The organism is Thermogemmatispora onikobensis, assembly GCF_001748285.1.
Classification (GTDB): domain Bacteria; phylum Chloroflexota; class Ktedonobacteria; order Ktedonobacterales; family Ktedonobacteraceae; genus Thermogemmatispora; species Thermogemmatispora onikobensis.
Genome location: NZ_BDGT01000006.1, coordinates 105048 through 130004, shown reverse-complemented (window position 1 = coordinate 130004; position 24957 = coordinate 105048). Strand labels below are relative to the sequence as shown.

General features: G+C 58.6%; 22 protein-coding genes. 7 read left to right on the top strand and 15 right to left on the bottom strand.

Going from position 1 to position 24957, the window contains the following annotated elements; all coding sequences use genetic code 11:
• Positions 1-160: 160 nt before the first annotated feature.
• Together BGC09_RS04435 and BGC09_RS04430 are read right to left on the bottom strand one after the other, a co-directional pair.
• Positions 161-1111 (bottom strand): class I SAM-dependent methyltransferase, encoded by a 951-nt coding sequence (locus tag BGC09_RS04435; protein ID WP_069802496.1) that lies wholly within the window; start codon positions 1109-1111, stop codon positions 161-163.
• A gap of 431 nt (positions 1112-1542) precedes the next feature.
• Entirely contained in the window at positions 1543-2157 is a 615-nt protein-coding gene (locus BGC09_RS04430) for a TetR/AcrR family transcriptional regulator (RefSeq protein ID WP_218103959.1), read from the bottom strand.
• Positions 2158-2332: 175 nt separating this feature from the next.
• Here BGC09_RS04430 and BGC09_RS04425 point away from each other — a divergent pair, with 175 nt between their 5' ends.
• On the top strand, positions 2333-3547 hold the full coding sequence (locus tag BGC09_RS04425) for an alpha/beta hydrolase family protein (RefSeq protein WP_069802492.1): 1215 nt from the start codon (positions 2333-2335) through the stop codon (positions 3545-3547).
• 211 nt (positions 3548-3758) lie between these two features.
• Here the strand turns inward: BGC09_RS04425 and BGC09_RS04420 are convergent, their stop codons facing one another.
• The 8 genes from BGC09_RS04420 to BGC09_RS04385 all read right to left on the bottom strand — a co-directional run bounded on the left by BGC09_RS04420 (position 3759) and on the right by BGC09_RS04385 (position 12426).
• On the bottom strand, positions 3759-4226 hold the full coding sequence (locus tag BGC09_RS04420; RefSeq protein WP_069802490.1) for a VOC family protein: 468 nt from the start codon (positions 4224-4226) through the stop codon (positions 3759-3761).
• Between the two features lie 28 nt (positions 4227-4254).
• Positions 4255-5016 (bottom strand): SDR family NAD(P)-dependent oxidoreductase, encoded by a 762-nt coding sequence (locus BGC09_RS04415; protein WP_069802488.1) that lies wholly within the window; start codon positions 5014-5016, stop codon positions 4255-4257.
• Between the two features lie 49 nt (positions 5017-5065).
• Positions 5066-6040 carry an alpha-ketoacid dehydrogenase subunit beta gene (locus tag BGC09_RS04410; protein WP_069802486.1) on the bottom strand — a complete coding sequence of 325 codons (975 nt, stop codon included), beginning with the start codon at positions 6038-6040 and terminating at the stop codon, positions 5066-5068.
• 43 nt (positions 6041-6083) lie between these two features.
• Positions 6084-7058 (bottom strand): thiamine pyrophosphate-dependent dehydrogenase E1 component subunit alpha, encoded by a 975-nt coding sequence (locus BGC09_RS04405; RefSeq protein WP_069802484.1) that lies wholly within the window; start codon positions 7056-7058, stop codon positions 6084-6086.
• A 68-nt stretch (positions 7059-7126) separates the two neighbouring features.
• Complete coding sequence (gene purB / locus BGC09_RS04400) at positions 7127-8497, bottom strand: adenylosuccinate lyase (protein WP_069802482.1); 1371 nt, start codon at positions 8495-8497, stop codon at positions 7127-7129.
• 144 nt (positions 8498-8641) lie between these two features.
• Positions 8642-9889 (bottom strand): ABC transporter permease, encoded by a 1248-nt coding sequence (locus tag BGC09_RS04395; RefSeq protein ID WP_069802480.1) that lies wholly within the window; start codon positions 9887-9889, stop codon positions 8642-8644.
• Positions 9890-9894: 5 nt separating this feature from the next.
• Entirely contained in the window at positions 9895-11451 is a 1557-nt protein-coding gene (locus BGC09_RS04390; RefSeq protein WP_069802478.1) for a sugar ABC transporter ATP-binding protein, read from the bottom strand.
• A gap of 6 nt (positions 11452-11457) precedes the next feature.
• Positions 11458-12426, bottom strand: coding sequence for a sugar ABC transporter substrate-binding protein (locus tag BGC09_RS04385; protein WP_141727636.1), 969 nt, complete (start codon positions 12424-12426; stop codon positions 11458-11460).
• Between the two features lie 399 nt (positions 12427-12825).
• Here BGC09_RS04385 and BGC09_RS04380 point away from each other — a divergent pair, with 399 nt between their 5' ends.
• From BGC09_RS04380 to BGC09_RS04365, 4 genes are all read left to right on the top strand, one after another.
• The gene (locus BGC09_RS04380) at positions 12826-13923 is read left to right on the top strand and encodes a LacI family DNA-binding transcriptional regulator (protein ID WP_162179538.1); all 1098 of its coding nucleotides are present in this window, start codon (positions 12826-12828) and stop codon (positions 13921-13923) included.
• 44 nt (positions 13924-13967) lie between these two features.
• Entirely contained in the window at positions 13968-15059 is a 1092-nt protein-coding gene (locus BGC09_RS04375) for a Gfo/Idh/MocA family protein (protein ID WP_069802476.1), read from the top strand.
• A 143-nt stretch (positions 15060-15202) separates the two neighbouring features.
• The gene (locus BGC09_RS04370; RefSeq protein ID WP_052889372.1) at positions 15203-16039 is read left to right on the top strand and encodes an amidohydrolase family protein; all 837 of its coding nucleotides are present in this window, start codon (positions 15203-15205) and stop codon (positions 16037-16039) included.
• 29 nt (positions 16040-16068) lie between these two features.
• The gene (locus BGC09_RS04365; protein ID WP_052889373.1) at positions 16069-16392 is read left to right on the top strand and encodes an L-rhamnose mutarotase; all 324 of its coding nucleotides are present in this window, start codon (positions 16069-16071) and stop codon (positions 16390-16392) included.
• A gap of 403 nt (positions 16393-16795) precedes the next feature.
• Here BGC09_RS04365 and BGC09_RS04360 read toward each other — a convergent pair whose 3' ends face one another.
• The 5 genes from BGC09_RS04360 to BGC09_RS04340 all read right to left on the bottom strand — a co-directional run bounded on the left by BGC09_RS04360 (position 16796) and on the right by BGC09_RS04340 (position 22176).
• A complete protein-coding gene (locus BGC09_RS04360; protein ID WP_069802474.1) occupies positions 16796-18304 on the bottom strand; it encodes a xylulokinase in 1509 nt (502 codons plus the stop codon).
• Between the two features lie 8 nt (positions 18305-18312).
• Positions 18313-19185, bottom strand: coding sequence for a sugar phosphate isomerase/epimerase family protein (locus BGC09_RS04355; protein WP_069802472.1), 873 nt, complete (start codon positions 19183-19185; stop codon positions 18313-18315).
• Positions 19186-19210: 25 nt separating this feature from the next.
• Complete coding sequence (locus tag BGC09_RS04350; RefSeq protein ID WP_084657928.1) at positions 19211-20056, bottom strand: ATP-binding cassette domain-containing protein; 846 nt, start codon at positions 20054-20056, stop codon at positions 19211-19213.
• Positions 20053-21045: an ABC transporter permease gene (locus BGC09_RS04345; protein WP_052889377.1), complete on the bottom strand. Its 993-nt coding sequence runs from the start codon at positions 21043-21045 to the stop codon at positions 20053-20055. The genes BGC09_RS04350 and BGC09_RS04345 overlap by 4 nt, the downstream gene beginning before the upstream one ends.
• Positions 21046-21165: 120 nt before the next feature.
• On the bottom strand, positions 21166-22176 hold the full coding sequence (locus BGC09_RS04340; protein ID WP_069802470.1) for a sugar ABC transporter substrate-binding protein: 1011 nt from the start codon (positions 22174-22176) through the stop codon (positions 21166-21168).
• A 342-nt stretch (positions 22177-22518) separates the two neighbouring features.
• On the opposite strand from BGC09_RS04340, the gene BGC09_RS04335 reads away from it, so the two are divergent.
• Positions 22519-23811 (top strand): ROK family protein, encoded by a 1293-nt coding sequence (locus BGC09_RS04335; protein ID WP_069802468.1) that lies wholly within the window; start codon positions 22519-22521, stop codon positions 23809-23811.
• A 645-nt stretch (positions 23812-24456) separates the two neighbouring features.
• Positions 24457-24951: a DinB family protein gene (locus BGC09_RS04325; RefSeq protein WP_069802464.1), complete on the top strand. Its 495-nt coding sequence runs from the start codon at positions 24457-24459 to the stop codon at positions 24949-24951.
• The last annotated feature ends 6 nt before the right edge of the window (positions 24952-24957 follow it).

The window sequence follows — 24957 nt, the reverse complement described above, 5'->3', positions numbered from 1 at the left end:
AGAAACGCTTCCCCTGTCTACTCCAGAGCCAGGCGAGGATCGCAGTGCAGCGGCGGCTCTGCCATGCCGTGCCATGATCCCCGCCAGAAACGGGCGCTTTTGTCTCTCAACGGCCACAGCCTTTTTTCAGGCGTGCATTCATACACTGACCGGAGAGCCGTTAGCCGGCTGCCGGGGAGGCTTCTGGGTGCGTATGCGTGGCCGGCTTCTGACCCCAGACGGTCAGCAAAGTCCAGAGGGCGCAGAAGTCATCGGCCTGCATCTCGGCAATGGTCTGCTGATAGAGGGTGGCCAGCTCCTCGGCTGTCGCTACGCCTACCTTCGCCAGGAATGGCTGCACCAGCTCCAGCCCGATGAGATAGTCCTTAAAGACAGGATAGTGTCCCTCGGTTCCCATTGACCACTCGATAGCGCTGGCGCGGAGCCGCACTCGCTCAAAACCAGCCTGCCGCACCAGTCGCGGCAGGACCGGGGTGATGCCGATGTGGCGCCCATCGGGCGAGAAACTCTGGCCTGCTCGCTTGAGGGCGTCGGTTCCCAAGGCGCTGAAGCGCTCGAAGGCGAGACTACTGGTGAGCGGCGGCTCTGTTTCGGTGCAGCGCAGGAAGCCGCCCGGGGTGAGCAGGCGGAAGCATTCGGCGAGCAGTCGCGGCCAGGCCGCTGGCAGCATGAAGCCGAAGAGGAGTCGCCCATTGATCAGGTCAAAGGAGCGATCAGGGAAAGGCAGGGGGTCCATGACGTTGCCCACCTGGAAGTGGGCGTTCTCCAGGCCACGTGACCAGGCTTGCGCGTTGGCATACTCAACAACTGACGGGCTGATGTCGATGCCGATGATCTCCGCCTTGGGGAAGCGAAAGGCCAGCTCTAAGGCCCACCCGCCCGGGCCACAGGCCAGATCGAGGACACGGCCCGTCTCGGGAAGGCTGATCCCTTCCTCCGGCAAGAGGCCCCCCATCGCCTCCGTGAGCAGCCGATCCTGCTGCATCAGGCGTGCCAACTCGGCAGCCTGATCGGAATCGATGATGTAGGTATTCCTGGCGGTCGCGGAAGATGCCGAGGGGGAAGACCCCGTCTGGCTGGCCGGGGCGGCTGCTGCATCTGGCTCGTTCATGAAGGCTCCTTTCTGCATGCTGGTCGTTCTGTCCCCTCGGAAGAGGGCAAGTCGCGTTACGGTGAGTGCCACCGCTGTTTCTAGTATAGTCGATCGGTGCGCCCGTTGTCTTCTGTCTCCTGCTATCAGTGAGAGCACCAGCTTTCGCCCAATGGACGCCCCCAGGGTGCTTTCTTAGGATCACGCAGCTCAGAAGCCGCTCCGCATCGAGAATAGCACAGATGAGGTTGGTATGGTCAAGAAAGAGCTGGTGCTACTCTATAGAGCAGCTCCACCGAAGAGGCAAGGAACAAGGCAGTGCTGGCATTTGTTAGTATTTCTGTAATCAGGACAACCACAATAAGGTGAAACGGAATTTGAAGAACTATTTAGATATATCGTTATATCCAAAAATGTTTTTTACAGCTAGCAATTATTTTTGCCTGTTCATATCACTCGGGTAAGAGAAATGTATCGAAGCCCAGGGCATGATAGTATCCGTAAAGGGCAAAACGGAGAAACCAACTTGCCATCTGTCTGGGGGTATACTGCAGTTCGCCTTCGAGCCACCAGGTGACCATGCCAATAAAGGCATTCGATACTGCAGCAATGGCGATCGCGGAAGGCATTCTGTACCGCTGGAATGGTTGCCGGGATGCCTCTAGGCGCTTGTGCACCAGGTCTGCAATATACTCACACATCTGCGCCACAAACCAGGGGCTTCCACGCTGACCGAGCAGAGCCCGATACATCCTGGCATGCTCAGCGAAGTGCTCAAAGAGCTTAACCCACGTCTGAGGGGGTTGTTCTGGATCAACACGGCCTGGCCCCTCTTGCGGTATCCCGAGACTTTGGGAAAGCTCATCAATCGCTTCCTTGAAGATGCTCGTCACCAAGTCATACTTATCTTGATAATGAAGATAGAACGTCGTGCGATTGACCATTGCTCGCTCGGCAATGTCACCCACGGTCACCGCTTCAAAGCCTCGTTCTTCGATGAGCGCAATAAGCGCTTTGCGCAACATCATTTGCGTTCGCCTCACTCGCAAATCGGTCTTTTTCCTCATCAAAATCTGCTCCTTGTCGAATATGTAACAGTTTTGAGGAACTGATGAGTGCGATGCAAGGTTTCCAATGCTATACTGTTTCTCACGACAGTATAGCAGATATCCGACAGACTGTTGTGATGTTGTGAGCTGAGGGCCACCTGAGCCTTGAGAGAAACGAGAAAAAGAGGACCTCATGTCATCAAATCCACTGCAGCTGGAAGCCAGTGATGGTCGCCTGCATCTGGCGGCCAGTGAGTTAGTCGATCTCCAGTATCTTCGAACCCTGGCTTATGAATTGTATGGCGCGGCATCGGTTGGCGAAGTGTTGAGAGTCGCCCATGATATTGCGCGCAAGGGAGGGACAAGAGATGTCTACATCGAAACCTGGGCCGAGCAGGGGCGGCACAATGCCAGGAGAGCACAAGAGGCGTTGGCGCTGGGGCAACACCAGACAGCCCGGGCCCACTTCTTGCGAGCGTACAACTACTTGCGCGCTGCTGAGTTCTTCTTCGACCGACACGACCGGGCCAACTTCGACGCCATCTACTTTGAAAGTGTTGTCGCCTTCGATCAAGCCATTGTCCTGTTCGAGACGCCGGTCGAGAAAATTGCTATTCCCTTCGAGGACGGCGTCAGCATGCCCGGGTACTTTTTCAAGGCGGGGAAGGACGACCAGCCTCGTGCGACGGTCATCTTGAGTGGTGGAGGCGATGGGCATGGAGAGGAAACCTACTTTCTTGGCGGCGTTCCCGAAGCTCTTGCACGGGGTCTGAACGTTCTGCTCTTTCACGGCCCTGGTCAGCGAGGTCTTCTGCACCGCCATCCCGACCAGGTCATGCGGGTCGACGCAGAGGTCCCCTTTGGAGCTGTGGTTGAGTATGCCCTCTCGCGTCGCGATGTGGATCACAGGAGGCTGGCGCTCTATGGGATGAGCTTCGGAGGCTATCTCGCACCCAGAGCCGCCGCCCATGATGCTCGGATCAAAGCCCTGATCGCCAATGCCCCCATTTGCAATTTCTACGATCTGTTGAGCAAGCAGGCGCAGGAAGCGGAGGCTCGCGGCGAGCAGGCGCCGGTCTCAGACTGGGCCTGGGAGGCCATGATAGACAACTATATGCTCTGGAACAATGGAGCCAGTTCGTTTCCAGATTTTGTCGCGAAGGCCAGGGCCTACACTCTGGAAGGGTTAGAACAGAAGATTACCTGTCCCACCCTGGTTCTGTCAGCAGAAGGGGAAGGAGCTGAGGCGAGAGCACAGGCCCAGCAATTTTATGAAGCACTGCAGTGCCCCAAATCCTTTCACGCTCTTTCCTCCGTCGATGGGGCCGATAGCCACTGTGGACTCAACAACATTGCCTTGACCTCAGCCCTGGTCTACGACTGGGTCACTGGAATCTTTGGCCGGTAACAGCCCCAGCACGCAATCGGCAAGTGGGCGCATCGCCCGATGAGATAGCAGGAGAGCTATTCTTTTCGAGGATCACTGCGTCAGCAGCCAGCCAGGCGCAATGATCCTCAAAGTGACGAGCACATACCTCAAGAAAAAAGGATATCTCCTTTATAATAAGGAGCTTCTTTATTCAAAAAGCAAGCGATAAGTTACTGCCACAGCGAGCCTCTCACGAGGAAGGCGGCGGTTGCACCAGCTCCAGGGTAATGCCGTCCGGATCTAGCAAATAGATGGAGTAACCACCTTTGTTGACTCCCTCGGTGATGGCATTGGGCGTCTCAGACTTGAAACGCACACCCATCTCCTGCAGGCGGGCTACTGCGGCATGAATGTCGTCCACCTCAAAAGCCAGGTGCGCAATCCCAACGTTGTTCGTCGCTAACTCCAGCCGCTGCCCCTGCGGCCACACATACTCAACAAGCTCCAGGTGATGCTGCGAGCGCGTCGGCCCTGCGCCAGGAATGCGCAACTGTGCCACTTTCAAATGCGCATCTGGGAAGTTTACCAGCCGGCTCGTGTATTCATTCTGTTGAACCTGTCCACGGACAAACTCTAGTCCCAGGACCGTTGTATACCACTCCAGCGAGCGTTCCAGATTACTCACTGTAAACGAAAAATGCCACACGCCACTTATCATAGATTGTTTTCCTTTCCTTGATCGGCAGCTAATCCATCTCCAGGCCACCGCAGACGTTCAAAGCCTGTCCATTGACATAGCTGGCCTCATCGCTGAGTAACCAGGCAACCACTGCAGCAACCTCCTCCAGCGCTGGCAGGCGCTTCAAAGGAATGGCCTGCAGGACGCGCTGCACGGCTTCGGGGTGACGCTGACGCCAGATACGCTCGGTCATCTCAGTCGGCAAGACTCCTGGACAGATGGCATTGACACGTACCCCCTGGGGGCCAAAGTAGGCTGCCGCCGACTTGGTGAGATGGAGTAGTGCCGCCTTGCTGGCGCCATACAGAGGCTGATCAGGACGCGCCGAGCGTCCCGCGACACTTGCAACGTTCACTATAGCCCCTCTCCCCCGCATAGCCATGCGCTCTCCCACAGCCTGCATCAACACAAAAGGCGCCAGCACATTGACCCCAAAAACCGTCTGCCAATCCTCAATAGTGGCACTGAGAAAGGATTGCGTGATGCAGATACCCGCATTGTTCACCAGTCCCACCAGCGGACCACACTCTTGCTCAATGCGTTCCACCAGCGGCTTGAGCTGCTCGGCGGCCAGCAGATCGGTCGGCCAGACGCTGACCAGGCCCTGACCCTGAGCGCTCATCTCCTGGGCCACCGCATGCAGACGTGTCTCTTGACGATCCAGAAGAGCCAGCCGATAGCCCTCACGCCCCAGGCGGACCGCAATGGCCTGTCCCAACCCCTGTGCGGCTCCGGTAATCAAGACGGCCTCCCCAGTATCACTACTCATCTGACAGCTCCCCCTTATCTTGTAGAGCAGGTCCTCAGCCGAGATGTGCCTAGCGCAGCAGCGTGAGCACCGCCTGTACTACCTTTTCGACAGTAGGAAGATAGAACGCATCGAAGGCAGGAGAGAAGGGCTTCGGCACATCGCAGGCAGCTATACGAACAACAGGAGCATCGAGATAATCAAAGGCTCGCTCCTGCAAGAGCGCAGCAATCTCTGCCCCCAAGCCACCGCGCCGCCAGGCTTCATGAACAATGAGCGCGCGATTGGTGCGCCGAATCGAAGAGAGGAGAGTCTCCTCATCCAGGGGCGCCAGGGAGCGCACATCAACCACCTCGGCAGAGACGCCCATCTCCGCCAGGCGATCCGCGGCCTCCATGACCACTGGCAGCATAGCAGCATAGGAGAAAAGCGAAACATCCTTTCCAGAACGCACCAGGCTGGCACGTCCCAGAGGAATCACCTCCTCCGCCAACGGCACCAGTCCGGTAGTAGAATAGAGCAGTTTGTGTTCGAGAAAGACCACTGGATCATCGCAACGAATGGCCGCCTTGAGCAGGCCCCGGGCATCACGCGGCGTTGCGGGTGTCACTACACGCAACCCCGGTATATGGGCAAAAATGGCCTCAAAACACTGAGCATGCTGAGCGGCAGCCCCTGGGCGCGCTCCCTGCTGTGTACGTATCACCAAGGGGACCCGTACCTGACCTCCAGAAACATAGGCCAGCTTGGCAGCTTGATTGATGATTTGATCCATCGCAACGCCGGTGAAGTCGACATACATGATCTCTACCACGGGCCGCAAGCCACACATGGCAGCCCCGACAGCACAGCCAAGAAACCCCGCCTCAGAGATAGGAGTATCGAGCACACGATGAGTCCCAAAGCGCTCTTGCAACCCCTGGGTAACGCGAAAAACCCCACCATAAGCACCGATGTCCTCCCCCAAGAGAATGATACGCTCATCTCGCTCCATCTCTTCAGCCAGCGCTACATTGATGGCCTGGGCATAGCTTAGCTCACGCATCTCTTGCGACGATGCCGCCGTTGACCCCTGCCCAGCTGTCTCGTTAAGCCTGGATGGATGCATACACTCCCTCCGTCAGAACCTCAGCTTCCGGCCACGGATCTGCCAGCGCCCGCCGTTCACATTCCTCCAAATAGGCCTTCACTTCCTCTTCCAACGCGGTCAGCATGCGCTCCGTATCGACCTGCTGCTCGCAGAGCCGAGCGCGTAGCAGCTTGAGCGGATCGCGCGCGCGCCAGCGCTGAACCTCTTCCGCCGAGCGGTAAGCTGTGCCCGGATCAGCCTGATAGTGGCCCAGAAAGCGATAGGTACGGGCCTCGATAAAGATCGGTCCCTGACCGGCACGAGCCTGCTCGACGGCTTGCATAGTCCCCTCAGCAACGGCACAAACATCCATGCCATCGACTTCATACGTCGCGATGCCATAGGCGCGCACGCGAGCCGCAAAGCTCTCCCCCTTGATCATGCTGTAGGCCGGCGTCATCTCAGCATAGCCGTTATTCTCACAGAGAAAGATCACCGGCAAATCCCAGATGGCCGCTAGATTGAGAGCCTCATGAGCTGCACCTTGATTCAGCGCCCCCTCACCAAAGGTACAGAGAACCACGCTCGTGCGGCGCAGGTAGCGCTGCGCCAGGGCCACACCAGTCGCAATCGGTAGACCTGCCGCAACGATCGAATTAGGAGGCAATACTCCTTGAGCAACAGCGGTAAGATGCATTGACCCACCTTTGCCCCCACATAAGCCGCTGCGCCGCCCAAGCATCTCAGCAAAGGCTCGATAGGGATCAACACCACGCGCCAGTACATGACCATGACCACGATAGGTGGTCACGGTGAGATCCTCCTCCTGCAGCGCTTCAGCAGCCCCAACAGCGACCGCTTCCTGCCCTACACAGAGATGAATCGAGCCGGCAATCTGTCCCTGGTAGCTTAAGCACAAACAACGCTCCTCAAAAGTACGAATCAAGAACATCAGACGATAGAGCTTCAGTAACTTCTCGACGCTCCATTGCATGGCTAGGCTTGCTCCTCTCCGCTCTCAAACAAGGAACTGTAGCAGCGGCCTTCGCCCTCCCTCCCCGGTCAATGTTCTTGCTGCTCAGACAGGGGCAGGGTCAGAGCAACCACCCGATCAACACTCGCCCGAGCTGATCCCAGATAGTGCTCCGGCTCCAATAACGAGCGAATCTGCTCGGGCGACAAATAGGCCTGGACCTCACGGTCGTTCTGTAGGGCTTCACTGAAAGAGACCTTCCCCTCAGAAGCCACCGCCATAGCAATGCGATAGACTACGTCGTGAGCCTTCTGACGCCCAATAAAGCGTCCTAGCTGTAGCATGACAGCCTCCGAGAGCGCCAGGCCACCTGTCAGCTCGATGTTGGCTCGCATACGCTCGGCATTGACAGAGAGATCTCGCGCCACATGTAGCGCATATACAAGAGCACTATCGGTCAGGATGCAGCAGCGAGGAATGTATTCCCATTCGGCCTGCCAGGCCGCCATATCACGCTCATGCTCCTGTACCATAGTATCAAGAGCCAGAGCAGCATCTTGACGTACAATGCGCCCTAGTGCAGCAATCAGCTCGCAGATCATCGGATTTCGCTTATGGGGCATCGTGCTACTGCCTACCTTGCCCCAGATAAAAGGCTCCTCCACCTCTGCAACCTCAGTCGCCTGCAGATGAATGATCTCCATCGCCACCTTGCCCAAAGTGGCACAGACCAGGCCCAGCAGGCCAACAAATTCAGCCAGATTATCGCGAGCCGTATGCCAGCAGATAGGCGGGACGTTCAACCCGAGCCGCTGCATCACCAGACGCTGTACCTCCAGGCCATGATCGCCCAGCGAGGCAAGCGAGCCAGTCGCACCCGCAAGCTGACCGACCAGCAGGCGCGGCTTGCAGGCGCGGAGCCGTTCTAGATGCCGATTCATCTCGGCCACCCAGATGGCGGCCTTGAAGCCAAAGGTAATAGGGGGACCATGCTGCCCATGAGTACGACCGGGCATCAGGGTATCTCGATAGCGGATCGCCAGCTCGCGCCAGGCATCACGCACCGCTAGCATGCGCTCTTCCAGCAAGGCCAGAGCCTCGCGCAGCTGCAAAATCAGGCCTGTATCCATAATATCCTGAGTCGTTGCTCCCCAGTGGACATAGGCCCCAGCCTCTCCACAGGCCTCGGAGAGGACCCGAATGGCCGGCACCAGTGGGTGAAAGGTCTCGGCGATCCCGCGGGCTAGCGCTTCGAAATCCCACTGCTCACGCTCGACGCGCTCGGCGATCACCTGGGCCGCCTCGCGAGGAATCAGTCCCACTTCGGCTTCGGCCCAGGCAAGCGCCGCTTCAACCTCCATCCAGGCGCGCACCATCGCTCGATCGTCAAAGAGACGGCGCATCTCTTCCGTACCAAACTGATCACCAAAAAGCGTTGAATCGATTAGGTGTGCTCCCATCGCTATTCCTTTTCTTTCCACTGACTGACAATGTTGGCGGAACCTCATGCTCCGCCCAGTAGTAATACCGCGCCTTCCACCGTCGCGCGTAGCAACGCGGCAGCAAACAGGCCAAGATCAGGCAGACCGTTTCCTCCTCTTTCCTCACTCCCTTGACCACTTGCTGCTGACCAGCGCATTGTTGCGATGAGGCTCTCTGAGAGCGGGGGCAAGACCAGCCTGACGCAGATGCACACGTCCTCCTCGTCGAGAGCGATCCGCCACGGTATAGACGCCAGCAGCCACGATGAGCACGATTCCTTCGATTAATCCCTGGTAGTTGGCTCCCAGATTCAGAATATTGAAGCCGTTGGCCAGCATAAAGAGGATCAAGGTGCCGATCACTGACTTGACCACACTTCCAGATCCCCCAAAGAGAGAGGTGCCGCCCAAGATCGCGCCGGCAAGGACCGTCAGCTCCGTGCCACTCAGCGCGTTGGGGTTGATAGCTCCCAGCTTGCCGGCATAGAGAATGCCCACAAAAGCCGCCGTGAAGCCGCTCAGCACAAAGGTGCCAATCTTGTAGAGGCTGACATTGACGCCAGAGAGGCGGGCTGCTTCAGCGTTCCCCCCGACAGCGTAGAGGTGGCGTCCCAGCACCGTATAGCGGAGCAGCAACCAGACGAGAAACATATAGCCGAAGAGGAACCAGGTCGGATGCGAGAGGCTCCAATCCCAATCAGCGAAGAAGCTGGCCGCCAGCGCCGCCAGCCCCGCCACCGCCAGTAGACAGCTCTCCGGCGCCAAAGAGAGTTGATGAGCCCGTCGCGAGGCCAGCACAATCATCAGAGCAGCCACCACCACCAACACGATACCAGCCACCAACAGCACATGGGGAATGGTCCAGGAATCGTTCTCTAAGACGCTAAAAGCATCGCTTTGCGCACTGATGGTACGGGCATTGGTCAGGATCAAGACCAACCCACGAATAGCCGTCAACGTGCCTAGAGTGACGATAAAAGCATTGATGCCAACCACCTGCACCAGCAGCCCATTGATCAATCCGATCACCACGCCGCTGAGTAAGGCAGCTATCACCGCCACTGGTACCCCGTACCGGTCAACCAGGCTGAGGGCAATCGCTCCCCCAAGGGCTGCCACCGAGCCGACAGAGAGATCAAAATTGCCACTGATCAGGACCACCGTCATAGAGATTGCCAGCAGACCTACCAGGGAGGACTGATCGAAGATGTTCGCTATATTGCGCGGGTCCAAATAGTTGGACTGGCTGCTGATGGCTGTAGCGACAGTCAAGAGTGCCGCCAGGGTGAGAAAGGCATAGACTACCCCGGCATTCCGCAGAGAGAAGCGCTCTCTCTCGAAGAGAAAGCGATATCTACGATCTGTGCTCATCCTTGTCACCCTTCGTCTTCTAGTGGAGTCGCCCCGCTGCTTTGCCGCTCTCTGGCTAAACCGCTGGCCAGCCGGACCAGCTCATCTTCCGAAGTCTCAGCAGCCAGGCGCTCCGCAACGATGCGGCCTTGGTGCACCACCAGAATGCGCTGAGCAACCGCTAAGAGTTCTTCAAACTCTGAAGAAACCAACACAACGGCCTTGCCCTCACGGGCGAAGCGACGAATCAGCTCCAGAATCTCAGCTTTGGCGCCCACATCCACACCGACAGTCGGCTCATCCAGCAGAAAAACTTTGACCGGACCATACATCCACTTGGCAAAGACGACCTTCTGAGCGTTTCCCCCACTCAGGGAGTCAACTGGAACAGCAGTGGAAGGAGCAACAATACGCAGGGCGGACATAGCCCGGACAGCACGCTCCTGCTCTTGCTCCCAGCGCGGGATCAGGCCGGCAGTAGCAAGATGAGCCAGATCGGGCAGACTGATATTGCGCCAGATCGGCCAGTCCCGGATGAGACCCTGACGGGTCCGATCTTCAGGAACCAGGGCCAGGCCGGCTCGCACGGCCCCCACCGGCGAGCGCGGAACCGGACGCCCTGCCACACGCACCAGGCCACGCGCCTCAGCATCAGCCCCAAAAATGGCGTGTAGAATTTCAGAACGCCCCGAACTCAGGAAGCCAGCCAGACCTACAATCTCCCCACTGCGCACAGTAAAGGAGACATCTTTCACCTTGTTGGGCGAATGCAAATGAGCCACTTCCAGCAGGACCGGAGCCTCTTGCCCTCCAGATGGCAGCCCACTCCTCCGACTGAGCAGTTTCTTGCCCACCATAGCTTCGATCAGCTGCTCCTCGCTCAAGGTGGCCGTCTCCATCTCGGCTACTACCTGGCCATCGCGTAAGACCGTCACACGATCGGTCAGGTGCAGTACTTCCTCCAAAAAGTGAGAAACATACAAGAAGGTAGTCTGCCCCTCACGACAGAGCTGGCGCACTAAGCGAAAGACCAGCTCACGTTCGCTTTGGGCTAGCGAGGCGGTCGGCTCATCCATAATGACCAGCTCAGCCCCACGCATCAAAGCCTGGAGAATGGCCACCATCTGACGCTGACCGATCGAGAGTTCGCTCACTGGTACGAGAGGATCGATAGCATAGCCAACACGCGACAGCAGCCGCTCAATTTCAGCCAGATGGCGCCGCTCGGTGCGCCACCAGCCACGGCGCCCGAGGAGGAGGTTATCAAGCACTGAGAGCGTCGGCACCAGCGGAATATGCTGGTAGATCGCCGCCACTCCGGCTGTACGCGCATCGGCAGGGGTACGCCAGCGTACCCGCTGCCCTTTCCAGAGAATCTCACCCGAGGAGGCTTCCAGAGCACCCGCCAGGATCTTAATGAGCGTCGACTTGCCAGCCCCATTGGCCCCTACCAGGCCATGAATTGAATGGGGGTGGATGCGCAGGTTAACCCCGCGCATCGCCACCGTCCCATTCGGGTAGACTTTGGTCACCTGGCGTAGCTCAACGAGCGGCGCCCCAGCCCCATGCTCCTTCGTGGACATAGCCGCTCACCACTGGGGAACACACTGATCAACGTTGTCCTTGGTAATCGGGGGAATGTCATAGGTCAGAAACGTGTGGCTATAATGCTGCTTCCCCGCCAGCTGATCGTAAATCGCTTGCAAGGCCAGCTCACCCATCGTCTCCGGCTTGTAGCAGACCGTACCCAGCATCTGCCCCTCTTTGACAGCCTGGATGCCGAGATGTGATCCCCCAATACCGATCACCTGCGCGTGCGAGTGGGCAGCCGTTACTGCTTTAGCACAACCGACCGCCATGTCGTCCGATTCAGCATAGAACAGGTCGATATCAGGATGAGCCTGGAGGATGTTTGCACAAGCAGCTTGCCCTTTATCAGGAAGCCAGTCACCAGGCTGGCTGGCTATAAACGTAAATTTGCCCTGCTGGCTCAGGATACTTTTGAAATCTTGCTCGCGCTCCTGGACCTCTGCAAAGCCAGCCTGCCCTTCGATGATCGCAACCTTGGCTCCCTGGGGAAAAGCTTTGAGGGCAATCTGGGCAGCCTGGGCCCCAGCCTTGATCTCATCCTGCGTAATGAGGGCCGTAAGCTTTGGATAAACATCTTTGAGCGGTCGATCTTTCCCGACCGCCGAGGCCACAGCAATGACCGGAATATGGGCCGCGTAAATACGATCCACCAGCTGTTGGGCCAGCCCCGCGTCAAGCGGCAAGAGCAGGATACCGTTGGGGTTGCGCGCTATCAGATCCTGTACATCGTTGCTCTGTTTGTCAGCGCTTCCTTGCGCGTCCAGCTCGATCACTTGCACACCCAGCTGAGCCGCCCGCTTTTTAATGCCACGCGCAATCGCTGCCGGGAAAGGATAGCTCAGCCCAAGATTCGATTCGCCGATGACAAGCTTGGTGCCACCTCCACCCTGGCCTTGACTATTGCCACAGGCCGTTAGAAGCAGAACCAGCACGAGGAGGATCGCCGTCGATAGTCGCTTGTTCTTCATCACGCTGGTGCCCTCCGCGAAATAGAAAGCTAACAACGCTTTTCGCTAGCTGTTGCAACACACCGCAGCAGCCCGAGCAGCACGCGCGCCCTGGCTCCCTCCACTGCAAGCCATATGCTGCAACATGCGCCATTGTGGGCGCAGCAATCGCCTTCACCTGCCATCAGCATCGATGGCTCTGCCGGCAGCCTTTTTGAAAACGATTGCATTTTCTAGGAATCAACTATAATCAACCCGGCGGCAGAAGTCAACCCCTCTATCAGCTCAAGAGGATAGTCGTTTATGCTCTGCGCAGTTGAGCGGCCACCTTTCCTGCTGCCTATTGACAAGGCTGGTTGCTCCGACTATACTTGCAAACGTTACCACTTTCTTTGGAGAGTATGTATAAAGCTGTGGGAGATGAGTACCTCACCTGCTGACCAGAACACTACGTTGAAGGAGATCTCACGACGGTTGGGAATCTCCCCTTCAACCGTTTCGCGCGCCCTTAGCGGACAGGACTTGAAGCGGCCACAAGCGCGTCAGCGCGCCGAGGAGATTCGCCGCCTGGCTGCCGAGTTGGGCTATGCCCCTAACAGCATCGCCCGCAGCTTGAAGACCAACCAGCGGCGGCTGATCGGGCTGATCATTCCCGATATTATGAATGACTACTATGCTACAGCGGCGACGCTGGTCCAGGAAACTCTAGCTGAGGAGGATTATCGGGTGATGCTCTGTGTCACTAACGATGATCCTCGCACCGAAGCCATGCAGATGCGCGTCTTGCGAGAGGAGCGCGTTGCTGGGATTATCCGCGTTCCAGCTCCGCAAGACCCTGCTGTGAAAATGGCCCCGCTACGAGCCTCCCCTATTCCAGTAGTAGAGTTGGTGCGCCGCAGCTCTTCCCACCAGTTCGACGCTGTCCTGCTGGATGATGTGCAGGCCGGTTTTCAGGGAACTGCACATCTACTGGAGCTTGGTCATCGCGAGATTGCTATTGTGCTCGGCCCTTTGAGCGTGGAGACGGCGCGTCAGCGTCTTGAAGGTTATCGACTAGCCTTTGAGCGCGCGCAGGTGCCAGTCAATGAGGCCCTGATCTGTTCTGGCCCCTACCGGCGCGAGGTCGCCTACAGTGTGACGCTGGCACTCCTTGACCGGCCTCACCGCCCTACGGCTATTATCGCGACCAGCAACGAGCTGGTCATTGGTACTTTGCAGGCGCTGGCAGAGCGCGGGATGCGCGTCCCCGAAGAGATCTCGCTTGTTGGCTTCGGTAACGCCGACTGGTTCACTCTGCTCCGCCCTTCGCTCACTACTGTGGCGCTGCCGATCAGGCAGATGGCCGTAGTGGCAGCTCATACGCTGTTGGCGCGCATTCGTGCCCTGCACGATCCCACCGCGGTGGAACAGATTGAGGCTGCGCCGGTGGTCTCACGCTACGCTACCCAGCTGATCGTTCGTCAATCTACGCAGCCACCGGCTCACGGTTCGTCGATCCGCACCGATGAGTGTCTTTGATCGAGGTCAACTCAACTGGCAAGACAAGAAAGGAGACGCTGCGCATGGCTCAAGAGGAGCGCTGGCCATTCTCGGTAGAGCCTCCCCTGCCGCGACGACGCGACTATCCGATCGCGGTGGTTGGCGCAGGCAGTATCGTGAATGATGCCCACCTGCCTGCTTATCATAAGGCCGGTTTCCAGGTCATTGGCATTTATGATATCAGACATGAGCGAGCCGTGGAGACCGCTCAGCGTTTCGCTATTCCTAGGGTTTACCAGAGTCTGGAGGAGCTGCTTGCCAGTGAGGCTGCTATTGTCGATGTGGCTGTACCGGCACGTGAGAATCTGGCCATCGCTCGCCAGGTGGCAGCTAGCGGTAAGGCTCTGCTCTTGCAGAAACCACTCGCTGAGGATCTGGCTACGGCCCGCGCTATTCTAGCCTGTGTTGAAGAGGCCGGGATCGTGGCAGCGGTCAATCAGCAAGCTCGCTGGATGCCTGCGGCTCTGGCCATTCGCTCGCTGATGCGCTTGGGCCTGCTCGGTACGGTCTATCAGATCTCGTTTTTGATCAATGTCGAGACTCCCTGGCACCTCTGGCCCTGGATTCTGGAGGGACCCACCGTCGAGGTAATGTATCATTCGATCCACTATCTGGATACCATTCGGAGCCTGGTCCAACAGGAGCCGCGCCTGCTCTTCGCCGACGGCACTACTCTGCCAGGCTATGCGAGCAATGGGGAGACGCGCACGCTTCTTCATCTGATCTTCGATGGCCATCTGCGCGCAACAGTGCTGGATAACCATCATAATAGCGGGGGACTGGAGGATCAATATGCAACGCTGCGCGTTGAGGGAACAGAGGGAACAGCGGTAGCCGAGCTGGGTCTCTTGAAACATTATCCAACAGGAGTGCCCGACCATTTTCGCTACCGCAGCTCCCATATATATGGAGGCGCCTGGATTAGTCCCCGCTTACCAGGCTCCTGGTTCCCGGATGCCTTCATCGGTACGATGGCTAGTGTGATGCGCGGCCTGGAGGGCGAGCCTGGCGCCCCCGAAACGTCAATACGCGATAATGTGCGTACACTGCAGCTGGTGATGGCCGCTTATGCGTCAATGCGACAACGTTGCCCTATTGATCCGGCAACTCTCTAGGCCCGAGTCCAAGCGTGGGGAGAGGCACGCTCAGGGAGCTATTCCTCTAGTGGTGCTATCCATACTTTCCTGATCGGCTGTAGATATGCCTGGACAAGAGGCAGAGCGCCCCAGAAGGCGAGCAAACAGGAGGAGCTGTAACGATGAGCAGATACATCGATACTCATCAGCATTTCTGGAATCTCGCCGAGGTTGATTATCCCTGGCTGACTCCTGAGTCCGGCTCAATCTATCGGACGTTTACGCCAGAGGAGCTGGAGCCGCAACTGAAGGCGGCTGGCATCGCTCAGACGGTGCTGGTACAGTCGGCTAATTCCTATGCGGATACCGATTCGATGCTGCGTCTGGCCGACCGCTACGAGTGGATCGGGGCAGTCATCGGCTGGGTGCCCCTGTGGGAACCGGAGGAGGCTGCACGAGCTTTGGAAGGCTATGAGCGCCATCCGCGCTTTCGAGGGGTACGCCACTTGATCCATAACGAGCCTGATCCGGATTGGGTGATTCAAGACCGCGTCATTGAGGGATTGCGTTTGCTGGAGGCCCATCATTTGATCTTCGAGGTGGTGGCAGTTTTCCCTAACCATCTCAAGCATGTGCCTTTGCTGGCTGAGCACCTGCCTCAATTGCAGCTGGTTATTGACCATTTGGCCAAGCCTCCGATTCGTGAGAAGCTGTGGGAACCGTGGGCCTCTCAGCTGGCAGCAGCGGCCTCGTATCCGAACGTGTATGCGAAAATTTCGGGCCTGAATACAGCCGCTGGTCCCCAGTGGTCAGCTGCCGATCTGCAGCCCTACATCGATTTCGCCATCCAGTGCTTTGGCCCCGAGCGCCTGATGTTTGGCAGCGATTGGCCGGTCTGTACGCTGGCAGGAGACTATGCCCAGGTCTGGCAGGAGACACGCCGTGCGCTAGCCCGTTACAGTCAGGCAGAGCAGGAGGCAATCCTGAGTACAACGGCTCTGCGCCTCTACCGTCTCTGATCTCCATCGTCTAAGGAGGCTCTGTTATCGTGCAACGCTATGGACAGTTGATTCGCCTGAAGCCCGCTTGTATTGCCGAGTATGAGCGGCTGCATGCGGCTGTCTGGCCAGACGTGCTGGCCACAATCCAAGCCTGTAATATTCGTAACTATTCGATCTTTCGTTACGATACACTTTTGTTCGCTTATTTCGAATACGTGGGCGAGAACTTCGCTGCCGATATGGAAAAGATGGCCGCTGACCCAGTAACGCAGCGCTGGTGGAGTCTCTGCAAGCCACTGCAGGAGCCTCTTCCGGAGCGTGATCCTGGGGAATGGTGGCTGACGATGAAGGAAGTCTTTCATTGCCAGTAGAAGTGCCAGCACGGCGGCAAGGCGCCGCTGCGAGGACAGAATTGGCAGCGGGGCGCAGTCTGGCAGTTGGGAGCAATGCGCATCTACCGCTGCCAGCTCCAGCCGCATGCCTGGCACGCTACGAGAGCGATGGGGTTGCAGGCAGACAGACGGACAGGTAGGAAGCCTGCCCCTGTTATTCAGCTCACTGACGAGCGCGCTCAAGCTCTTCGGCAGCGCGGAGGGCACGATCTCACGCCGAATCGCGAAGAGCTGACGGATGCATGCTACGCTCTCCTCTTCCGTCGCGCGCGTCTCCAGCGCCTCCCGCTCCGGTGGCAGGCGCTTGCCGGGTGTCAGCACGCCCTGCTCGACAGAGCAAGAATATAGGAAACGACGCCTCTGCCAGGCTGGGATGATTTATCTATCGTATACCACCTGCCTCGCGCTCCTCCAGCACGGTAGCCGCAGGTGAGAGCAACAGCTCGCGATAGCGCTGGTAGCGCTCTTGATAGACAGCTCGACGCGCACCAGGAGCCGTCACAGACAGAACCGGTGGGCGCCGCGCTTCCAGAGCAGCGGCATCCTTCCAATAACCTGCGGCGAGTCCGGCCAGGAGCGCCGCCCCTCGCACCGCCGTGTCCTTCTCAGCGACAGCCCAAAGCTCCCGTCCCAGGATATCCGCCAGCATTTGCCGCCAGCCAGGGTGCAAGCTCCCTCCACCGACGACAAGAAGCTGACCACCCTCCTCTCCCTCAGAGAGCGCCTCCAGGGCCAGACGCATTCCAAAGGCCACCCCTTCCAGAGCGGCGTGGAGCAGGTGGCGGCGCTCATGCCCGAGACGTAGATGGAGCCAGCCGGCAGCCTGTGGTCTCGGATGATACGGTCGCTCCGGCGTCAGACAGGGCAGGAAGAAGAGCGGCTCCTGGACGGCTACCTCCGCCTCGCTGCTGGCATACAACTCGGTCCAATTGGCCTGCAAGGCCCGACGCACCCAGTCCAGAGCCAGCCCGGCGTTCTGCACCGCCGCCATCCGATACCAATGCCTCTCGTCCGCCGCTCGATAGAGATGGATTCTCCGCTGGGGATCAGGTTGCGGCTCCTGGCAGAGGAGCACAAACTGCGCTCCCGAACCCAGCGAGAACAAGAGCGAGCCAGGTGCCAGCACGCCAGCCCCCAGCAGCGAGGCTGCCACATCGGCTGCTCCCGTCGCCACTGGCAGGCCCGGCCTCAGTCCCAGCTCCCTGGCCGCTGACTCCTGCAGATATCCCGCCGGCGCCCCCGCAGGGAGCAAGGGCGCAAACAACTCCCTTGGCAACCCCAGGGCCTCCATGACCTCCGTCGCCCACTGATCTCGCTGCACATCATAGAGCAGCGTCGCCGAGGCATCGCTGGCCTCGGTGGCCACTTCCCCAGTCAAACGCCAGCGGAGCCAGTCTTTGGGCTGAAGGGCCCACCGCATGCGTGCAAAGGCCTCGGGTTCCTTCTGAGCGAGCCAGCAAAGCAGCGGACCGGCCATACCAGGGGCGAAGGGATTCGCCAGTTGCTCCTGCAACTGCACAGGCAATTGTTCAAAACGCGCCAGGTAGTCGATAGCTCGTTGATCAGGCCAGAGCAGGGCAGCGCGCACAGGGTTCCCTGTTGCATCGACAGGAACCACGCCATGCATCTGCCCGGTGACTCCGATCGCCGCTACTTGCCCTGGTTCCACGAGATCCAAGGCCATACGCACCGCCACCACTGTCTGTCGCCACCACTCTTCAGGATCACCCTCGGCCCATCCAGGCCGACGTGTAAGCAAAGGATACTCAGCGCGCCCCTCGCCCAGCCGTCGCCCGCTCGCAGCCTCCAGAACCAGCGCTTTCACGGCACTGGTGCCCAAATCAATGCCCAACAGCGCTTTGTCCTCAGTCTTCCTTCTTACGCCTTCCATGATGATGACTAGTCCTCGTGGGTGTCTGCAGCCTCCAGACCTGCTGCAATGAAAGCCCGGGCCTGTCTGGCCAGGTCAAAACGGTCGGTCCAGGTATGACGCCAGATCGCCAGATCGCCAGAGAGGTTCGCAATCTCCTGTGCCCGAGAAAAGCTCTCAAAGGTGATCGGCCCTTGATAACCAGCCTGCCGTAGCGCCCGGAAAAAGGCAGGGAAATCCACTGTGCCTGTGCCGAGGTAGCCCCGATGGCTTTCACCCACATGGACATAGCCCAGCCGCTTTCCGCAGGCCACTACCGGCTTCACAAAATTTTCTTCTTCAATATTCATATGATACGTATCGAGATGGACCACGAGATTAGGCGCACCGATTTCCTCAATCAGGCTCAGAGCCTGCTCCGCTGTATTGAGGAAATTGCTCTCATAGCGGTTCACCACTTCGAGACCCAGTTGCATGCCACTGGCCGCCGCCTGCTCGGCCAGACGAGCCAGAACCCGCATACTGTTCAGCCGTCCGGCAGGAGCAAGCGGCTCCCGATAGCGTGTCAAGGCCCCGAAGATCACACCACCAAGATAGGTGGCCCCCAGATCCCGAGCCACAGCCAGCGCATCATGCAGCAACCGTTCGCCACGTGCTACTACTGCTTCATCTGTGCTGGAAATATCCGTCTCGGGCGTCAGAGCCAGTGTGCACGTCGCCTCGAGACCAGTCTTTTCCAACAGGCTTCTGGTCAGCGCCACGTCGATCGCGGCAGGCTCAAGCAGGGGGATCTCAATCAGATCATAGCCGCTCGTGCGACTGCTTTCGAGCGCCTGACGACACTCTTCCTCACTCCAGCCGCCCACCCAGACGAAGGCATGAATACCTATTTTCTGTTTCATGGCATCTCCACAGCTGTTCTAGCGATCACTCATCACTCTTGACGCCGGTGATCATCGCCACCAGTTCATCACTCGTTGTCTCGCTCGTCCGGCGTCCTCCGACCACACGTCCGCTGCGCATGACCCACACCTGCTGAGAGAGGCGCAGCACCTGTTCAAAGTTATGGCTGATCAGCAAGATGGCCAGCCCCTGGTCGCGCAGGCGAAGAATCAGCTCCTCAACACGTCGCGTCTCCCGAACGCCCAGGGCTGCCGTTGGCTCATCCATGATCAACAGACGCGACCCCCAGCTTGCAGCTCGCGCGATGGCAATGGCCTGCCGCTGCCCGCCAGAGAGCTGCCGCAGTCGGGCATGGATGGAAGGCAGATGAACCTCAAATTGCCGGAGCATCCGCAGGGCCTCACGGCGCATTGCCCGGCGATCCAGAATCGCTAAGGGTCCCAGACGCTTGACTCGCTCGCGGTTGAGAAAGAGATTCTGCCAGACCGTGAGATCTTCAATCATAGCCAGGTTCTGATAGACTGTCTCGATGCCTGCCTGACGCGCTTCCTGGGGAGAGGCAAAATGCACCTCTTTCCCCTCAAAGAAGAGGCGCCCGCTGCTCGGAGAGTGCAGGCCCGAGATGCATTTAATCAAGGTCGATTTGCCTGCACCGTTGTCCCCGACAATGGCCGTGATCTCTCCACGTCGCGCCCACAGCGTCACTTCATGCAGCGCCACGATGGCCCCAAAATGCTTGCTAACGCGCTCCACCAGGAGCAATACCTCAGCAGGACCAGGCACGCCAGAGCCAGGCGGAGCGCCTGGAGTAGGGGTACGCTCCGGAGTCTGAGGAGCAGAAAAAACACGTTCAAATTCCGTAGGACTCATCGCCAGTACCTCACCAGCAAGGCGGCCAACACGACCGCCAAACCAACCACCACCGGTTGGTAGAATTGTGAGAGTCCAAGTAAGGTCAGCCCGTTGACGAGCACCGTGAGTAAGAGCGCGCCAGCAGCAGGACCGGCTATGGTGCCACGCCCTCCAAAGAGACTGACGCCTCCCAGGACTACTGCCGCTACAGAATTGAGCAAGTAGCTGGTATCGACCGCCGGTTCGGCAGCGCCAATGCGCGCCGTGAAGAGGATGGCAGCCAAACCGGCCAGGCCACCTGCCAGCAGGTAGGCAGCCAGCTTAATCCCCGCAGTACGAATGCCCATAGCGCGAGCCGCCTCAGCATCGCCCCCAGTGGCTAGCAGGTGGGTCCCAAAGCGCGTGTAAAAGAGTAAGAAATGTCCCAGCAATACCACAAGTAGGGCGATCAGGACAAAGTAGGGCAACGGGCCAAGTGAGCCTGTGGCGAGCTGAAGCAGGAAGGTGCTGACAAGTGTCACCGGCTCACCATTGGAGAAGATCAGGGCTGCCCCAGAGGCGGCGCTGAGCGTGCCGAGCGTCGCTATGAAATCGGGAATCCGCCCCCAGGCAACCAGCAGGCCATTGATGAGACCCACGAGCAGGCCGGCAACGATGGCCGAGAGGCAGGCCAGTCCGATCGGGCCTCCGTGGGCGACGACCTGCCCCAGGACCACGCCAGCCCAGGTCATGGTAGATGCCAAAGAGAGATCGATGCCTCCCGTCAGGATGACAAAGGTCTGCCCCACCGTCAGGATCACCAGGAGAGCTGCGGCCACCAGCACAGCGCGGATATTGCCGAAGCTTAAGAATGCCGGTGAGGCGATCCCAAAGATGATGATTAGCACCGCCAGGGCAATCACCGCTGTCCAGTTGATCCAGAACTCGGGATCGCTGAGCCGCTCTCTCCAGCTCAGTCGCTCGGCCTGCACCGGAAGCGCTGTCACTGAGGTGTTGCTCTGTTCCATCTGCTGTCTCCTTCCTCCCGCGTGAGTGAGGGAGCGTCACGCAGCCAGTCCTGCAGGCCCGTGCGGATACCTGCTTGCTCCGTCACACTCCACTCACTCACTGACTTGCTTCCTTCCCAGCTACTTAAGGAGGTCTTGGAAGGGATCGACATAGCTGCTGAACGGCTTGGGGAAGCTAGCCAGAGCCTGAGCAACATTATCGCTGGTCACTACGAGCACCGGAGCAGTGACTTTGGTCGGCAGGGTTTTGCCTGCCAACGCCGCCTTGCAGGCCTCGACCCCCATTGCTCCAATCGTATAGGGGTACTGAGAAACGGTTGCTGAGAGCTGACCCGCTTGAATGGATTTCAGGGCATCCTGGATGCCGTCGACGCTGACCACCTTGACCTGACCCTGTTTCCCAGCGTCCGCAATGGCCCGGACGACCCCAAGAGCCATGTCATCGTTGGCGACAAAAAAGCCTTTGAGGTCCGGGTGAGCGCGCAGAATATCACCAGCAGCGGTCAGCGCTTTCTGGCGATCCCAGTCTGCTGCCACTGTCTGCACGATCTGGATCGTGGCAGGAATACCCTGGCTAAAACCCTGGAGACGCTGCTGGCTGGTCACGTCTCCGGCAATGCCCCCAATCAGGGCCACTTTACCCCCTGTTGGTAGCAGTTTGGCCATCTCGTTGGCCGCCTGCTGGCCGGCACTGACATTGTCTGTTCCAATGTAGGTGCTGATCTTGATGCCAGCCGCCTGGGCTGCCTGCGTGCTGATAGGATTATCGATGTTGATAATCGGTTTGCCAGCCTGTGAGATCGGGGCAAGCGCCTGAACAAGGTTGGTGCCACTGATAGGGTTAACAATGTAACAGCCGTAGTTCTGGCCCGCGAGGGCCTGAAGCTTGTCCGCCTGGCCAGTGGTGTCCGTGATACTCGTGGCAGCCTGAACAGTAACAGACACACCTACGGTCCCGGCTTCGTCTTGAATGCCTCGCTGCATAGCCTGGAAGAACGGGTTGTCTAGCCCTTTGATCACGGCTGCAACTTGCGTGCTTCCACTGCTTCCGCTCCCGCTGCTACTGGCTCCGCCACAGGCTGTGATGATCACGCCAAGCACCGCCAGCAGGATCAGGCTCATCTTTGTCATCAGCGATTGCCTGCACACTGCAGCGCCTCCTTCCGTCTGTCTCTGACAGGAATAAAAATAGTCGCTGAACCAACCGCTTTGGTCGACTCAGCAATGACTTCTGCCCGACTGAGTCGAGGGGCCCCTTCACTATTGGCAAATTATAGTCACACTTATGTATTATGTCAAGCAAAAGTTTGCCATCTTCTGACCAAATAGAAGAGAATCCTGCCAGGTAATCTTGAGAAGGCTCCCTCTCTTTGGTAGAATAAAGGCGAATATGCCAAATACACCTGTGGTTAGCATGGACTGCCGGCGCAGGTAGCCCTCTCTATTTTCGGAGCTGTGAGGAGTGCCACGCTGATGAAATCACCACTTGAGGGCAACGATGCCTCTGGGTCAGGAGCTGTACTCGCCCTGTTTCGCACTGGCCAGGCGCGCACCCGGGCGGATGTGATCCGCCTGACCGGCCTGGCACGCTCGACAGTCACCCAGCGCCTGGAGCAGCTGCTCGCTGCCGGGTTGCTGGTACCGGATGGAGCCAGCGCCTCGACGGGGGGCCGTCCGCCGACGCAATTTAAATTCAATGCGGCGCGCGGGGTATTTCTGACTGCTGACGTGGGGGCCAGCCATTTGCGTTGCGCCTTGACAGATCTGGCCGGAACGATTCTGGCGGAGGAAGCAAGTGAGCTAGACGTCGCTGCGGGCCCCCATCCTGTGCTTGAGCGGGTGACGAGGACGTTTTTGGCCCTTCTGCAACAGCAGCAGGTGGCTCCCCAGAAGGTGCATGGCATCGGGATTAGTGTCCCTGGCCCCGTGGAGTTTGCCACTGGGCGTGTGGTCAGCCCACCGATTATGACCGGCTGGGATGGCTTTGACATCCCGGGCTACTTTCTCGAGCGCTTTGCCTGTCCGACGCTGGTGGACAACGATGTGAACGTGATGGCCTTTGGGGAATATAAGGCCTGCTGGCCAGAGCACCCGCATATGTTGATGGTGAAGGTCGGGACGGGCGTCGGTTGTGGCATCATTTCGAATGGGCAGATTCTACGTGGCGCCCAAGGAGCAGCTGGGGACCTCGGTCACATCCCCTACAGCGGCGACCTGGCCAATCTGGCGACTCCTCCTCTCTGCCGCTGTGGCAATCGCGGCTGTGTGGAAGCCTATGCTGGCGGCTGGGCATTGCTGCGCGATCTCCGCGCGCTCGGCCACCAGGTCCATTCGACCTACGAGGTGGTCCGCCTGATCCGCTCCGGCCAGCAGGATGCGGTCCATCTGGCTCGTCAGGCGGCCCGTGTGCTGGGCCAGGCCATCTCCGACGCGGTGAGTCTGCTCAACCCTTCGCTGGTGGTCTTAGGCGGTCGCCTGGCTCACGCCGATGAGCCAGTGCTCGCCGGCATTCGCGAAGTGGTCTATCGGCGTTCCTTGCCGCTGGCTACCCGCGATTTGCAGATTACCACCAGTCGCCTGGATATCCACGCTGGCATCACTGGCCTGGCGCTCCTGCTCGGAGAGTATCTCTACGCGCCTGAGCTGGTCGATCTGGCGCTTGATCCTGAGGCTCCGACGCTGCCAGAGGGACGCTTTGGGCCGCTGAGCGGGAAAGCGCTCGGGTACACGCTGCGTCTTCTGAGCCAGGGTGCTGCTACTCCCTAGCCCTGGCCAGCCCTCTTTTTCGCTGGCTTTCTTGCCGTCGCCTGCCGCTCCGCTATTTATCTTTCTCTCCCTCCCGGCAGATCCTGAGCGCAGACTCGCGCATTCATCGTATTCAGTATATTCACAAAGAGTGCGCTTGGTTTGACCACCCCTGGCAGCTTTCGACTAAGAGGTCGATTTCGGATGGGGAGCAGAAGTCATCAAACTGAGTCTATGCCGAGGAGGATGGTGACCATCAGCGGATGCGAGTCAGCCTGACTGGTCAATGCTTCCAGCACACCTTTGGTCCACAGATCAGACACAGCTCGATTTTACGGCCCTGGTTTTCCTGGTGCTGCATGGCCTGGGGCTCCCTAACGTGATCTTCTTGATAGTGCTAGGCATATTAAACTGGCTTCTGCTCCTCGGCTTCGTCTGGCTCGTCAATCGTGTGGCAGTGGCGACTGCGCAACTGGCAGCACTTGCTGAGGACATCATGGGCAGGCCAAACGTGAACCGCGCCCAGACGACAGCGACAGGGTCGCGAGGCCGTGACTGCTGATCGGTAAAACACCAGGATAGCGGCGCTATGACTTGCGACGATCGCGCGGTGAACCAATTGCCGTATGGTACGTATAGTATTTCAGGCAGGAAGGAGGACCACCCATGACCAACCATCCTTTCGTGATTGCACCCTTCTACAAGGGCTGGGATGTGTATCAGAACCATCTCATTCGCGCGCTTGCTCCGCTTTCCCCCGAGCAACTGGCGCTCTCTGCAGGAGGTGATCTTCGCTCCATTGGCATGATAGCGACTCATATCGCCGCCGTGCGCGCCAGGTGGCTCTATTGGGTCTTGAAGGAGGGAGATGAACAACTCATCGCCATTGGCCGGTGGGACCGTCCCGGCCAACCTGACAGGTCCGCTTCTGAAATCGTCCACGGTCTCGAAACTACCTGGAACGTGATTGAATCAGCCCTCCAGCGCTGGACGCTCGCCGATTTAGAGGAGATATTGCACGATGTTGATGAGGAGACTGGTGAGGAAGAGACTTTCACGCGCCAGTGGGTCATCTGGCATTTACTCGAACATGATCTGCATCATGGTGGAGAACTCTCATTCTCGCTCGGAATGCATGGCCTGCCCGCGATCAATCTGTAGGAAGAA